At 69.0% G+C, this 12,565-nt stretch carries 14 protein-coding genes; 10 read left to right on the top strand and 4 right to left on the bottom strand.

What is annotated here, in order from left to right; all coding sequences use genetic code 11:
* Positions 1-153 precede the first annotated feature (153 nt).
* Positions 154-1,014, bottom strand: coding sequence for an amidohydrolase (locus LVJ59_RS12445; RefSeq protein WP_232763295.1), 861 nt, complete (start codon positions 1,012-1,014; stop codon positions 154-156).
* A 47-nt stretch (positions 1,015-1,061) separates the two neighbouring features.
* Here LVJ59_RS12445 and LVJ59_RS12440 point away from each other — a divergent pair, with 47 nt between their 5' ends.
* Positions 1,062-1,739, top strand: coding sequence for a FadR/GntR family transcriptional regulator (locus LVJ59_RS12440; protein ID WP_047522088.1), 678 nt, complete (start codon positions 1,062-1,064; stop codon positions 1,737-1,739).
* Between the two features lie 19 nt (positions 1,740-1,758).
* On the opposite strand, the gene LVJ59_RS12435 is transcribed toward LVJ59_RS12440, so the two are convergent.
* The gene (locus LVJ59_RS12435) at positions 1,759-2,421 is read right to left on the bottom strand and encodes a transaldolase family protein (protein ID WP_232763294.1); all 663 of its coding nucleotides are present in this window, start codon (positions 2,419-2,421) and stop codon (positions 1,759-1,761) included.
* Positions 2,422-2,539: 118 nt separating this feature from the next.
* Here LVJ59_RS12435 and LVJ59_RS12430 point away from each other — a divergent pair, with 118 nt between their 5' ends.
* Genes LVJ59_RS12430 through LVJ59_RS12415 form a run of 4 tightly spaced genes read left to right on the top strand, consistent with a single transcriptional unit; the run spans position 2,540 to position 5,837 of the window.
* Complete coding sequence (locus LVJ59_RS12430; protein WP_232763293.1) at positions 2,540-3,502, top strand: ribokinase; 963 nt, start codon at positions 2,540-2,542, stop codon at positions 3,500-3,502.
* A gap of 37 nt (positions 3,503-3,539) precedes the next feature.
* Positions 3,540-3,944 carry a D-ribose pyranase gene (rbsD, locus tag LVJ59_RS12425; protein WP_047522092.1) on the top strand — a complete coding sequence of 135 codons (405 nt, stop codon included), beginning with the start codon at positions 3,540-3,542 and terminating at the stop codon, positions 3,942-3,944.
* Positions 3,944-4,756 carry a GntR family transcriptional regulator gene (locus LVJ59_RS12420; protein WP_047522094.1) on the top strand — a complete coding sequence of 271 codons (813 nt, stop codon included), beginning with the start codon at positions 3,944-3,946 and terminating at the stop codon, positions 4,754-4,756. The genes rbsD and LVJ59_RS12420 overlap by 1 nt, the downstream gene beginning before the upstream one ends.
* 22 nt (positions 4,757-4,778) lie before the next feature.
* Positions 4,779-5,837 carry a PLP-dependent cysteine synthase family protein gene (locus LVJ59_RS12415; RefSeq protein ID WP_232763292.1) on the top strand — a complete coding sequence of 353 codons (1,059 nt, stop codon included), beginning with the start codon at positions 4,779-4,781 and terminating at the stop codon, positions 5,835-5,837.
* A 4-nt stretch (positions 5,838-5,841) separates the two neighbouring features.
* Here LVJ59_RS12415 and LVJ59_RS12410 read toward each other — a convergent pair whose 3' ends face one another.
* Positions 5,842-6,366 (bottom strand): DUF1992 domain-containing protein, encoded by a 525-nt coding sequence (locus LVJ59_RS12410; RefSeq protein WP_232763291.1) that lies wholly within the window; start codon positions 6,364-6,366, stop codon positions 5,842-5,844.
* A gap of 109 nt (positions 6,367-6,475) precedes the next feature.
* On the opposite strand from LVJ59_RS12410, the gene LVJ59_RS12405 reads away from it, so the two are divergent.
* Positions 6,476-6,991, top strand: a complete 516-nt coding sequence (locus LVJ59_RS12405; RefSeq protein WP_232763290.1) for a glycine cleavage system protein R — start codon at positions 6,476-6,478, stop codon at positions 6,989-6,991.
* Positions 6,992-7,118: 127 nt separating this feature from the next.
* Here LVJ59_RS12405 and LVJ59_RS12400 read toward each other — a convergent pair whose 3' ends face one another.
* The gene (locus LVJ59_RS12400; RefSeq protein ID WP_134352329.1) at positions 7,119-7,802 is read right to left on the bottom strand and encodes a FadR/GntR family transcriptional regulator; all 684 of its coding nucleotides are present in this window, start codon (positions 7,800-7,802) and stop codon (positions 7,119-7,121) included.
* A 166-nt stretch (positions 7,803-7,968) separates the two neighbouring features.
* Here LVJ59_RS12400 and LVJ59_RS12395 point away from each other — a divergent pair, with 166 nt between their 5' ends.
* Genes LVJ59_RS12395 through LVJ59_RS12380 form a run of 4 tightly spaced genes read left to right on the top strand, consistent with a single transcriptional unit; the run spans position 7,969 to position 12,457 of the window.
* A complete protein-coding gene (locus tag LVJ59_RS12395) occupies positions 7,969-9,204 on the top strand; it encodes an aminotransferase class V-fold PLP-dependent enzyme (RefSeq protein WP_232763289.1) in 1,236 nt (411 codons plus the stop codon).
* 56 nt (positions 9,205-9,260) lie between these two features.
* Entirely contained in the window at positions 9,261-10,571 is a 1,311-nt protein-coding gene (locus tag LVJ59_RS12390) for a sugar ABC transporter substrate-binding protein (protein ID WP_232763288.1), read from the top strand.
* 3 nt (positions 10,572-10,574) lie between these two features.
* Entirely contained in the window at positions 10,575-11,540 is a 966-nt protein-coding gene (locus LVJ59_RS12385) for a carbohydrate ABC transporter permease (protein WP_047522105.1), read from the top strand.
* Complete coding sequence (locus tag LVJ59_RS12380) at positions 11,537-12,457, top strand: carbohydrate ABC transporter permease (RefSeq protein WP_205802365.1); 921 nt, start codon at positions 11,537-11,539, stop codon at positions 12,455-12,457. Before LVJ59_RS12385 ends, LVJ59_RS12380 begins: the two co-directional genes overlap by 4 nt.
* The last annotated feature ends 108 nt before the right edge of the window (positions 12,458-12,565 follow it).

Raw genomic sequence — 12,565 nt, 5'->3', positions numbered from 1 at the left:
CGTCGTGCACCCGTCCCGCGCGCGGCGGCATCGCCGGTGCGGGATCGAAAAGGGACCGCGTACGCGTGTGGCAGGTGACATATTGCACCCGCAACGCGCGGGACGGGGGCGGGACGGCGGGACGGGACGGCGGGACGGGACGGAGGGGCGGGGTCAGAGGGAGTAGAAGGCGGCGGCGGTGTCGTGGAAGAGGGCGGTCTGGTCGAGGCCGCGCGAGTGCGCCCACGCGGCGACCGTGTCGAACCACCGGGCACGCGACGATGATCCGTAACCCGCGCCGCTGACGGCGGAGACCGGCCAGTCGCTTCCCCACATCATCCGCTCCGGCCCGAACAGGTCGGCCGCCACATCCAGGAACGGGATCAGCTGCTCAGCTCTCCACTCCCCACCGGCCTCGGCGGGCAGACCGGAGATCTTGCAGAAGGTGAGGGGATGCCGGGCGAGTTCGGCCAGATCCCGCTCCCACTCCAACGGCGGCGCGAGCGGAGCCGATGCCGTTCCGACCGCGGGCTTGCCGAGGTGGTCGAGCACGATCCGCAGTTCCGGGATCGCTCCGGCCAGGCGTGCCACATCCGGGAGCTGCGATTGCCGCACGCACGCATCGAAGGTCCAGCCCCTGGCGGCGACCTCGCGCGCGCCCGTCACGAACGCGGTGGACAGGGCCGTGCCGTCGGGCTCATCCTGCAGGAGGTGTCGCACGCCGACCACGAGAGGCTCGGACGAGAGTTCCTCCAGGTGCACGGTCGTGTCCGTGCCGCCGTCCAGTCGCACGCCCGCCACGATCCCGACCACCCCGAGCTCCCCCGCCTGGCCCGCGACCCAGCGCACCTCGTCGAGGGACTCGTCCTCCCGCGCCCCGGCCTGCACGAACACGGCCGCCTCCTCGGAGGCATCCTCGATCCGCGCTCGCTCGAGCTCGCCGCCGCCGAACCTTCCGGCGAGAGGGCCTTCGAGCCAGGCGTAGGTCAGAACCTCGGGATCCCAGAGGTGCAGATGTGAATCGAGAACGCGCATGCCTCCATCCTGCCGGAGACATCCGATCAATCGCTAGGATGACGCTCATGGCAGTCACCGACGAGGCGATCGAGAAGATCAAGGCGATGATCGTGGCGGGCGAGCTCTCCCCCGGCGACCGGCTTCCCCCCGAGAAAGAGCTCTCCGAGCGGCTGGGACTCTCCCGCAACTCCATGCGCGAAGCGGTCAAGGCGCTCGAGGTCATCCGCGTCCTCGATGTGCGTCGGGGGGACGGCACCTACGTCACGAGCCTCGAACCCCACCTGCTGCTGGAGGCCATCTCGTTCGTCGTCGACATGCACGATGACGACTCGATGCTCGAGATCTTCGCGGTGCGCCGGATGCTGGAGTCGCAGGCGACCGGACTCGCGGCGACCCTGGGCACCGACGAGAAGATCTCCGAGCTGCAGGCCGAGGTCGATTCGGTCGATGCGGCGGTCACGATCGAGGCCCTCGTCGATCACGACATCCGGTTCCATCGGGAGATCGTCGCGATGTCCGGCAACGCGTACCTCGCGAGCCTCATCGAGCACCTGAGCAGCCAGACTGTGCGCGCGCGCGTGTGGCGAGGCCTCACCGAGGGGGGCGCCGTCGAGCGCACCCTGTCGGAGCACCGGGCCATCGCCGATGCGATCGCCCAGCACGACTCGGCTCTCGCGACCTCGCTGGCCACCGCGCACATCGCAGGCGTCGAGCGCTGGCTGCGTCAGGCCGCGGCGAGCTGACCGCGGCGGCGGGCGCCGCTCATGCCCCCAGGCGCACCATCGCGGCGTCGAACTCCGCCGCGGAGCTGTCGCTCACCTCATGGAAGAGCACGCGGTCGAGCACGTCGGGGGCGGCGGTGAAGTACGGGACGCCGGCCAGGCGCAAGCCCGTGATGTCATCCGGCGAGCGCAGCGACGCGGCGAGCACGTTCGAGTCGCTGCCCGCGCACACCTCTTGCATCCGCGCGATCGTCGCATCGCCGTCGAGCCCGGCATCGCGCATCCGTCCGAGGTACGGAGCGATGTACTGCACCCCGGTCGACGCGCACGCGAGCGCCTGCGCGACCGAATACACGGCGGTCACCAGAACGGTCGCGCCGTCGCGCACGAGCGCGGATGCCGCGGCGAACCCCGCAGACGTCGCGGGCACCTTCACGGCGACCCGGTCACCCAGCGCGCGGATGCCCTCGGCGTTGCGGAGGAAGGACGCGGTGTCGCCGCCCCAGGTCTGGAAGAAGATCTCCTTCGCCCCCTCCGACTCCCAGCGGGCGTAGAGCTCGGGGATCTCGGCGGCGGCGCGGCCTCCCCGTTCCAGGATGGTCGGGTTCGTGGTCACGCCGTGCACCACGCCCGCGGCGAGCAGCCGGGAGACGCGGTCGACATCGGCACTGTCGACGTACAGGCGTGGCGCGATCGGGGTCATCGGGGTCTCCTCGCGGACAACCTGTCGTTACAGGTACGGATTCGGCTAATGTAATGACAGCCACCGCGATCTGTCAAAGCGTCGGCTACACCTGCCGTCGAGGAAGATCAGGAGCAAGATGACCCCCGCACACTCCGAAGACCGCTCCGGTGTCGTCATCGTCGGCAGCGTCACGGCCGACGTCACCACGTTCTCCGGGCGCTTGCCCGCACGGGGCGAGACGATCCTGGGAGACGAGTTCACCCTCATGCTGGGTGGCAAGGGAGCGAACCAGGCCGTCGCGGCCGGACGCTCGGGTGCGCGCACGAGCTTCGTCGGCTGTGTCGGAGACGACCTGTTCCACGACCTCGTGGTCGACGGGCTCACCGCGGCCGGGGTCGACCTCACGCATCTGCGCACGGTTCCCGGCCCCACCGGCATCGCGCACATCCGTGTCGACTCCTCCGCGCAGAACGACATCGTGATGGTGCCGCTCGCCAACGCCGCCCTCAGCGCCCCGCAGATCGACGAGGCCCTCACGGCTCTCGCCCCCACGACCTCGGTGCTGCTCACCCAGCTCGAGACCCCCTCCGCGCTCACCGCGCACATCACCGCGCGGGGACGCGAACTCGGCATGACCGTCATCCTCGATCCGGCCCCGGCCGCCAAGTTGGACGCCGAGATCTGGCGGAGCATCGACATCGTCACCCCCAACGAGACCGAGGCGTCGCTGATCAGCGGCATCGAGGTGACGGATGCCGCGTCAGCCGAACGCGCCGGACGCTGGTTCCTCGCACAGGGAGTCGGCGCGGCGGTGATCACCCTCGCGGGCCAAGGATCGTGCGTCATCACCGCGGAAGGCGCGTCCGTGATCCCGCCGTTCCCGGTGGAGGCGGTCGACACGACCGCGGCGGGAGACGCGTACGCGGGGTACCTCGGTGCCGCGCTCGCCAACGGCAGCACCCTGGCGGACGCCGTGCGCCTGGCCACAGCCGCCGGTGCGCTGACGGTCACGAAGCAGGGTGCATCGCCCAGCCTTCCGCACCGTGCCGAGGTCGACGCGTTCCTGACCGCACGCCTGGCCGCGCCCGTCGCGAACTGACTTCCTGAACCGGACCTGCGGAGAACCGAGGACACACATGCGCAAGACGGCCACCACCATCAATCCCGCGCTCTCCCGCGTGATCAGCGAGACCGGGCACACAGACCTCGTCGTGGTCACCGACGCCGGGCTGCCCATCCCTCCCGGCTCCGAGCGCATAGACCTGGCGTACCGCCCGGGCGCTCCGGAGTTCCTCGATGTGCTCGACACCGTGCTCGCCGAGATGGTGGTCGAGGGGGCGACGGTCTCGGCCGAGGTCGCCGAGAAGAGCCCGGAGGTGCTGGCCGCACTGCGGGAGCGGTTCGCCGGCATGGGGTTCGAGATCGAGCTCATCCCCCACGTCGAGTTCAAGAAGCTCAGCCAGGGCGCTCGCGCGTTCGTGCGCTCCGGGGAGTTCACCCCCTACGCCAACGTGATCCTGCACGCGGGGGTGGCGTACTGATGGTCACCGTCGACGACGCGATCGACCGCCACTCCGCCGCCCCCATGTATGACCAGCTGCGCCAGCTGATCATCGACGGCATCGCCCGCGACGGCCTGCAGCCCGGCGACCCGCTGCCGGGAGAGCACCGCCTCTGCGAGCGGTACGGCATCTCACGCACCGTCGTCCGCCAAGCGCTCGCCCAGCTGGAGCACGAAGGGCTCGTAGAGCGCGTGAAGGGCAAGGGCACGTTCGTCTCCCGCCCTCGCACGAGCGAGAGTCTCGTGCACACGCTGGTGGGTCTGTACGACGACGTCGAGCGCCGCGGCGGACACGTGCACAGCGACGTCCTGCGACACGAACGGACGACAGCCGACGAGGAGGTCGCGCTCGCCCTCGAGCTCCCCGTCGACTCCCCGGTCGTCGTCTTGGAGCGCCTGCGGCACGTCGACGGCGAGCCGTGGTCGCTGTCGACGACGTGGATGCCGGAGGCCACGGGCTCCGTGACGCTCGGCGCCGACCTGACCGAGGGGTCGCTGTACCGGCTCCTCGCCGAACACGACATCGTCGCGACGCACGGCGTGCGCTCGGCGGAGGCGACGGTGGCGACGCACGAACAGGCGCAGTTCCTGGGCGTCAGCGCCGGCTCGGCCCTGCTGCGCCTGCGCAGCATCAGCCGCAGCGCCGACGGTGCACCGATCGAGTACTTCGTCGCCTATCACCGCGGTGACCGGTCGCGCTTCGAGTTCCAACTCCAGCAAGAGCAGTCGCAGGCCTCCCTGCTGCACGTCGACGGCGATGGCGGGGCCTCGCGCGCCGGGACGGTGGGCTGAGTCGCCCGGTAGTGTCGAGGGCATGAGCGACTGGACCAGCACCGCGATCGCCCTGCTGGAAGCCGATGCCAACCGCAGCGCCGACACGCATCTGCACCTCTTCCCGCTGCCGCCCGAATGGGGCATCGACCTGTATCTCAAGGATGAGTCCGTGCACCCCACCGGCTCCCTCAAGCACCGCCTCGCGCGCTCGCTCCTCCTCTACGGCCTGGTCAACGGACGCATCCACGAAGACACCACGCTCGTGGAGTCCTCGAGCGGATCGACCGCCGTCTCCGAGGCCTACTTCGCTCGGATGCTCGGGCTGAAGTTCATCACGGTCGTGCCGCGCTCGACGGTGCAGGAGAAGATCGACCTCATCGAGTTCTACGGCGGCACCTGCCACTTCGTCGACCGCGCCGAGGACATGTCTTCCGAGGCGCAGCGCCTCGCGTCCGACTGCACCGGCCACTACCTCGACCAGTTCACGTTCGCCGAGCGCGCGACCGACTGGCGCGGCAACAACAACATCGCCGAGAGCGTGTTCAGCCAGCTCGCCCAGGAGCAGCATCCGATCCCCACGTGGATCGTCACGGGTGCAGGCACCGGCGGCACGAGCGCGACCTTCGGACGCTACGTGAAGTACCGTCGGCATGACACCAAGGTCGCGGTCGTGGACCCCGAGGGTTCGGCCTTCTACGACGGATGGGCCGGCACCGTGGATCCGCCCGCCGGGCGTCCGAGCCGCATCGAGGGAATCGGTCGCCCGCGGGTCGAGGCCTCGTTCGTGCCCACCGTGATCGACGAGATGATCCGTGTCCCCGATGCCGGCTCGATCGCCGCGATCCGCCTGTTGCGCGAGCGCACCCTGCACTGGGCCGGCGGGTCCACCGGCACGAACCTCTACGGCGCGTTCCAGCTGATCGCCCGGATGCGCGCCGCGGGTAAGACCGGCAGCGTCGTGACCCTGATCTGCGACAGCGGCATCCGCTACGCCGGCACCTACTATTCGGACGAGTGGGTGGCGCAGCAGGGGTGGGACCTCACCCCGCACCGCGCACGGCTGGAAGGCTTCCTGGAGACCGGCGACTGGGCGGAGTGACGGTTCAGGTCGACGAGCGGCGCCACCACCGCCGCCGAGGGGCCGCTGGAGTCGACGGCGTCGGTGCGGTCGGACCATCGGGCTTCCGCCGCCGATGGCGCCACTCGTCGACCTCCGCATCCACGTCTCGGAGCGGCGTGACGACCGGGGGCCCGCCCGTCAACTGCATCCGCGCCGCACGGATGCGGGAGTTGAAATCCTCCACATGCCGACGCACGTCTTCTTCCTGAGAGTAGGTGTCGAGGACGGCTCGAAGGTTCGCGTCCTCCGTGCGCAGCTGGAACACCGGCGGCGCCAGACCCGTGAGGTTCTCCCGCTCGATCTTCTGCCGGATCCACCAGTCGGGGTCATGCGTGCGGCCGAGATTCTCGATGGGCTTTCCCGCGCCGGGCAGATCGTCGAACTCGCCGCGACGGATCGCCATCTGGATGTTCAGCTCGACCGCGGCCCAGCGTTCCTCGGTCGTCGACCATCGCGGCGGGCCCCCGGCACCGGCGGTGTCACCCTCGTCTTCCTCGGCGTCATGCATCAGCAGCCCCCTTCGATGGCGTGCTCGATTCACTGTGGAGGCTACCCGAATCACGGGGGCACTCGGTAAGTTCGCCGACCATCCCCGGACTCCCCCGTACGCTGGCCGCATGACTACTCTGATCCTCACCGTCGCGGGTGCAGACCGTCCGGGCCTCGTCGCCGCCGTCGCCGATGTCGTGGACGCGTACGGCGGAAACTGGGAGAACAGCTCGCTGGCCGAACTCGCCGGCACGTTCGCCGGTGTCATCGAGCTCTCGGTCGCCGACGACAAGGAGGCCGAGCTGACCTCCGCCCTGCGCGGCCTGCAGGGTCAGGGGCTGCTGACCCTGGCCGTGCTCACCGGCACCCCGGAGACCGTCGCCGCGGACGATCGGCTGCTCGAGATCCAGGTACTCGGCAACGACCGCCCCGGCATCGTGCGGGAGATCTCGACCGTGTTGAGCACGCACGCACTGAGCATCGAGGAGCTGGCCACCGAGACCCGGGATGCCGCGATGGCGGGCGGCCGTCTGTTCGAAGCCTCGGTGGTCGCGAAGGTCCCCGCCACCGTCGACCTCGACGCCCTGCGCGCCGACCTCGAGCGTCTGGCCACCGAGATCCAGGTCGACATCACCGTCAGCTGACCCGAGACCCCCGCACCTCGCCGACGCCCCCGCCAGCACGCGTCACTCCGCGGGGGTCTCGACGCGCAGAGGGGGTGTCGGAATCCCGAGGGAGTGTCGGCGCGAGACGGGGTGCCGGAGCGCAGACTCAGTCCTCGAGGCCGGAGTAGCGCCGGACCCAGTACTCCGTGTATGCGACGTGCGCCGAGGCCGCAGCGCTCGCGGCGACAGGATCCGCCGCCGCCAGGCCGCGCAGGATCGCGCGGTGCCCCGCATCCGAGTGGATCTTGAGCTCGGCCGCATCCTCGGGATCGGAGATGCGATACGCCCGCGAACGCGAACGCAACACGTCGATCAGACTGGTCAGCGCCTCGTTCCCCGCCACCCCGGAGATCGCCATGTGGAACTCATGGTCGAGGCGCGACTGCACCTCGAAGTCGGTGGTCGCCTCGATCTCGTCGAGCACGCGGTCCAGGGACTCCACGGTCTCGTCGTCGATGCGGGCGGCGGCGAGCGCGGCGGCATGCGGTTCGAGCACCCGGCGCAGCTCGGTGAGTTCGAGCACCCCCGCCATCGGCAGCAGTCCGACCGTGAGTGACAGGCTGCCGATCAGGTCGGCCGCGCGCAGTTCGCTGACATAGCTCCCCGATCCGTGCCGGGTGTCGAGCACACCGAGTGCGGCCAGCATCCGGATCGCCTCGCGGAGAGACCCGCGGGAGACACCGAGCCGTTCACACAGTTCCCCTTCACTCGGCAGCCGGTCACCGGGCCGCAGCGCACCGTCGGCGATCAGCGCCCGCAACCCGTGCAGCGCCGTGTCGAGTGCGCTCATCGTGATCCTCTCTGACACTCCCCCACCCCTCGTGAAGTCTGGCGGAACTCCCCTTCGCAGGGAACTCGTATGACAACTATGTTTCATAGTTCTTGTTTTCGTGGCAGTTTTCGCGCTCGTGTGGCAAAGTTGTGCAACAACTCGCCCCACTCATCGATGAGGACTGATGCCCGCACCGTTGTTCCCCGCACCGCTCACGCTGAACTCCGGTGTGCGCGCCCGTGACGCCTGGCCCCTCGACCCGTCGGTGATCCACCTCAACCACGGATCCTTCGGCGCGGTCCCCTCCGCCGTCGTCGCGCATCAGGACGCTCTTCGCCGCCGCGCGGATCTCAGCCCGGTCGAGTGGTTCCCCCGCATCGCGGAGCGTGTGCAGGATGCCCGCGAACGCACCGCGCCCTTCGTGGGTGCCCGGACGGAGGACAGCGTCTTCGTCCCCAACGCCTCCGCCGCCGCCACCGTGGTCTACAACGCGCTGCAGCTGGAAGCCGGGGACGAGATCCTCGTCACCGACCAGGGCTACGGCGCCATCACCATGGGGGCCGAGCGCCTCGCCCGCCGGTTCGGCGCCCGCGTCCGCACGGTCGCCCTCCCGCTGCTCTCCTCCGACGACGAGATCGTGCAGCTCTTCGCCGATCATCTCTCCCCCCGCACCCGTCTGATCGTGGTCGACCAGATCACGTCGCCGACCGCACGGATGCTGCCCACACGGCGCATCGCCGAGGCGGCGGCCGAGCGCGGGGTGCGCACGCTCGTCGACGGCGCTCACGCCCCCGGCCTCGTCCCGGACGCCGCTGCCGTCGCGGGCGGCGACTGGTGGTTCGGAAACCTCCACAAGTGGCCCTGCGCGCCCCGCGGCTCCGCACTGCTGGTCACCTCCGCCCCCGACCGCGACGAACTGTGGCCACTCATCGACTCGTGGGCGGCGCGCGAACCGTACCCCTCCCGCTTCGACACCCAGGGCACGATCGACGCCACGACCTACCTGGCCACCCCGACCGCCATCGACTTCATCGAGAACGAGTTCGGTTGGGCTGCCGCACGCGCAGCGATGACGGAGGTCGCGGATGCCGGCGCCGAGCTGATCGCGGAAGCCCTGCGCCCCTACGGCGACGAGGACCCGCTCACCCCGCTCCCCTCCCCTGTGCCGTCGATGCGACTCGTGCGTCTGCCGCTCGGGCTGGGGGCGACACGGGAAGAGGCCGACGCCCTGCGCATGGATCTCCTCGATGAGGTCGGCGTCGAGACGGCCTTCACCAGCTTCCGCGGTATCGGCTACTTCCGACTCTCCGCGCACCTCTACAACGAGGCCTCCGACTACGAGGCCTTCGTGGAGCGGTGCGTCCCGCAGATCCTGAGCCGTGCGGGCATCCGCCGCGCCGACTCCCTCGTCCTGCCCTGATCCGCCCACCGTTCACCCGACCGCAACACCCACCCACCCCAACCGAGAGGCACTTCGTGAAGAACAAGATCTTGACGACAGCAGCGGGATTCGGCACCGTCGCCGTCCTCGCTCTCACCGGCTGTTCCGCGAGCTCCGGCCCGTCGGCCGACGGCGCGGTCACCCTGCAGATGGTCGAGAGCCTGACCAACCCGGCCCGCACCGAGCTCATCCGCGGACTCCTCGACGAGTTCGAGAAGGACAACCCGAAGATCACGGTCAACCTGGTCTCCCCTCCCACCGAGCAGGCCGACGCGAAGATCCAGCAGATGCTGCAGTCCGGCAAGGGCGTGGACGTGCTGGAGGTGCGCGACATCACCGTCGGACCGTTCGCGAACAACGGCTGGCTGTACGACCTCGGCCCCGACCTCGAGAAGTGGGACGGCTGGGACGCGCTGACCGACAACGCGCAGTCCGCGTCCGTGGCCGCCGACGGCAAGAGCTACTTCGTTCCGTACGGCTTCTACGGGCTGTCGCTGTTCTACCGCACCGACCTCGTGAAGGACGCGGGCTTCGACGGACCCCCGCACAGCTGGAAGGACCTGCTCGAGCAGGCGTCCGCGATCCAGGACCCCTCGAACAACATCTACGGCTACGCGTTCCGCGGCGGCCAGAACGCGAACACCAACGTCGTCGCGGCCATCGAGGCCTACACGATCGACGGGCTCGACACCGAAGACGCCTTCCTGATGGAGGACGGCTCGACGATCTTCGCTGCACCCGAGGCGCAGGATGCCGTCGACGACTACTTCGACCTGTTCACGGAGGCCTCCCCGCCTTCCGCCGTCTCGTGGGGCTACCCCGAGATGGTCGCCGGCTTCACGAACGGCACCACCGCGTTCCTGCTGCAGGACCCCGAGGTCATCGCGACCGTGCAGGACTCCTCCCTCACCGAAGACCAGTGGGACACCGCTCCGCTGCTCGTCGGCCCCTCGGGTAAGGCCGCGCAGCCGCTCGCCGTGGCCGGGTGGGGTGTTGCCGAGAACAGCGAGAACAAGGAGGCGGCCGTCAAGCTGGTCGAGTTCCTCTCGTCGGCCGAGCCCGCCACCGAGTTCGCCCAGGCCAACAGCCTGGTGCCGATCATCACGGCTGCAGCGGATGACGACTTCTACTCGTCGGGCCCCTGGACCAGCTACGTCACCATGACGGAAGACCCGGAGACGTACGTCAACGTGCGCCAGCCGCGCGGGGTCAGCTGGTGGACCGAGTGGATCCAGAAGTCCGACCAGGATGTGCAGAACGTGCTGCTGGGCAACATGTCGACCAGCGACCTGCTGGCCTCGTGGGACGCGTTCTGGACCGAGAAGTACGCCGCGGAAAAGGGCTGACCTGTGGCCCGCACCGCTCAGAAGGGAGGCTCCGTCGGCACTGCTTCGCAGCAGGCAGCCGTCGGGGCCTCCCCGGCATCGCGTCGACGTCGTCCGTTCCGAGGGCGCCAGGCATGGACGCTGCTGGCGTTCCTCGCCCCCGCGGTCGTCTTCGTGTGCTGGTTCACCTACTGGCCGATGCTGCAGGGCGCGCGCATGGCCTTCCACGACTGGAACCTGTGGGACCTCACGTCGACGCCGTTCGTCGGCTTCGACAACTTCCTCGCGGTGTTCCGTGACCCCGCGTTCCCGACGGTGGCAGGGAACTCCGTGCTCTGGGTCGTCGGCTCGCTCGTGCCGCAGCTCGTGATCGGGTTCCTGATCGCGCTCGCCCTGCGCAAGCGGTTCCGGTTCCGCGGCGTCTACCAGGCGCTCGTGTTCTTCCCCTGGGCGGTATCCGGCTTCCTGATCGGCATGCTGTTCCGGTGGATGTTCAACGCGGAGTTCGGTGTGGTCAACGACCTGCTCATGAAGGCAGGACTGATCGACGCCCCCCTCCCCTGGCTGGCGGATCCGAAGCTCGCGATGTTCGCGGTGATCGTCGCCAACGTCTGGTACGGGGTCACGTTCTTCGCGATCATGATCCTCGCCGCTCTGCAGTCGGTGCCCGACGAGATGCTGGAGGCTGCGAGCCTCGACGGCGCCGGCAAGGTCCGTCAGCTCTTCTCGATCATCATCCCGTACATCTCGATGACGCTGCTGCTGACGATCCTGCTGCGAGTGATCTGGATCTTCAACTTCCCCGACATCATCTACGCGATGACCAACGGCGGACCCGCCAACCAGACGCACATCATCACGACGTGGATGATCAACTACACCCAGCAGGGCAATTACGGCTTCGCGAGCGCGATCGGCCTCATCGTGATGGCCGTCCTGTTCGTGTTCTGCGCGTTCTACCTGATGGCGATGCGGAGAGTGCAGCGATGACCATGACAGACACCTCCCGCACGGGCTCCTCGGTCACCGAGACCCGCCGCATCACCGTGCCCGACCCGGCATCCGCCCCGCGTCCGAAGCCGCGCGTCACGGTCGGCGGCGTCATCCGCGTCGTGGGTCTCGGGCTCTGGCTCGTGATCACGCTGTTCCCGCTGTACTGGATCGCGCTGACCGCGTTCAAGTCGCCCGGGACGATCAACAGGTTCCCGATCGAGTATTGGCCGAGCGAGCCTTCGCTCGACAACTTCACGAGTCTGTTCGAGAAGAGCTCGTTCGGGGTGTTCCTCGGGAACTCGGCCCTGGTCGCGGTCGTCGGCGGCGCGGTGGCGACACTCATCGCCCTGCTCAGCGCCTATGTGCTCGCCCGCTTCGAGTTCCGGGGCAAGGGCGCGATCCTGATCGCGTTCCTGCTGACGCAGATGATCCCGGCCTTCATCGCGCTGGGACCGCTGTATTCGATGATGACGGACCTCGGGCTGGTCGACACCAAGCCCGGACTCATCCTCGTCTACATCGCGATCTGCATCCCGTTCTCGACGGTCATGCTGAGGGGCTTCTTCGAGAACGTGCCCGATGCCCTCGAAGAGGCCGCCATGATCGACGGATGCTCCCGCCTCGGAGCCCTGTTCCGGGTGCTCGTCCCGGTGATGACGCCCGGCATCATCGCGGCGTTCATCTTCAACTTCGTGAACTGCTGGAACGAGCTGTTCCTGTCGGTCGTGCTCATGAACACCGATGAGAACCGCACCGTGCCCTCCGCGTTGAACGGCTTCATCTCGACGTTCAACATCGACTGGGGGTCGATGAGTGCCGCAGCGGTGCTGACGATCCTGCCGACCATGGCGATGTTCGCACTCGCGAGCCGCTGGATCGTACAGGGCCTGACCGCCGGCGCCGTGAAGGAGTAACCCCCTCGCGACCGTCGCGCCCCGTCCGTCGCGCCCGTCTCGTCCGTCGCGCCCCGTCCGTCCCGTCCGTCGCGTCCGTCGCGTTCGCCGAGACCCCCTTCCACCGCC

It is taken from the genome of Microbacterium sp. KKR3/1, from assembly GCF_021272365.1.
In the GTDB taxonomy this organism is placed as follows: Bacteria; Actinomycetota; Actinomycetes; order Actinomycetales; family Microbacteriaceae; genus Microbacterium; species Microbacterium aurugineum.
Note: the sequence above shows the minus strand (reverse complement) of the source record. Positions and strands in the feature narration are given on the sequence as shown.

What these genes read in the sequence shown, in the direction of transcription:
- LVJ59_RS12415 (WP_232763292.1), top strand. Translation starts at nt 4,779, where the DNA reads ATGAGCGACTGGACCAGCACCGCGATCGCCCTGCTGGAAGCCGATGCC.
- LVJ59_RS12420 (WP_047522094.1), top strand. Translation starts at nt 3,944, where the DNA reads ATGGTCACCGTCGACGACGCGATCGACCGCCACTCCGCCGCCCCCATG.
- LVJ59_RS12380 (WP_205802365.1), top strand. Translation starts at nt 11,537, where the DNA reads ATGACCATGACAGACACCTCCCGCACGGGCTCCTCGGTCACCGAGACC.
- LVJ59_RS12430 (WP_232763293.1), top strand. Translation starts at nt 2,540, where the DNA reads ATGACCCCCGCACACTCCGAAGACCGCTCCGGTGTCGTCATCGTCGGC.
- LVJ59_RS12400 (WP_134352329.1), bottom strand. Translation starts at nt 7,802, where the DNA reads ATGAGCGCACTCGACACGGCGCTGCACGGGTTGCGGGCGCTGATCGCC.
- rbsD (WP_047522092.1), top strand. Translation starts at nt 3,540, where the DNA reads ATGCGCAAGACGGCCACCACCATCAATCCCGCGCTCTCCCGCGTGATC.
- LVJ59_RS12435 (WP_232763294.1), bottom strand. Translation starts at nt 2,421, where the DNA reads ATGACCCCGATCGCGCCACGCCTGTACGTCGACAGTGCCGATGTCGAC.
- LVJ59_RS12410 (WP_232763291.1), bottom strand. Translation starts at nt 6,366, where the DNA reads ATGCATGACGCCGAGGAAGACGAGGGTGACACCGCCGGTGCCGGGGGC.
- LVJ59_RS12405 (WP_232763290.1), top strand. Translation starts at nt 6,476, where the DNA reads ATGACTACTCTGATCCTCACCGTCGCGGGTGCAGACCGTCCGGGCCTC.
- LVJ59_RS12395 (WP_232763289.1), top strand. Translation starts at nt 7,969, where the DNA reads ATGCCCGCACCGTTGTTCCCCGCACCGCTCACGCTGAACTCCGGTGTG.
- LVJ59_RS12445 (WP_232763295.1), bottom strand. Translation starts at nt 1,014, where the DNA reads ATGCGCGTTCTCGATTCACATCTGCACCTCTGGGATCCCGAGGTTCTG.
- LVJ59_RS12440 (WP_047522088.1), top strand. Translation starts at nt 1,062, where the DNA reads ATGGCAGTCACCGACGAGGCGATCGAGAAGATCAAGGCGATGATCGTG.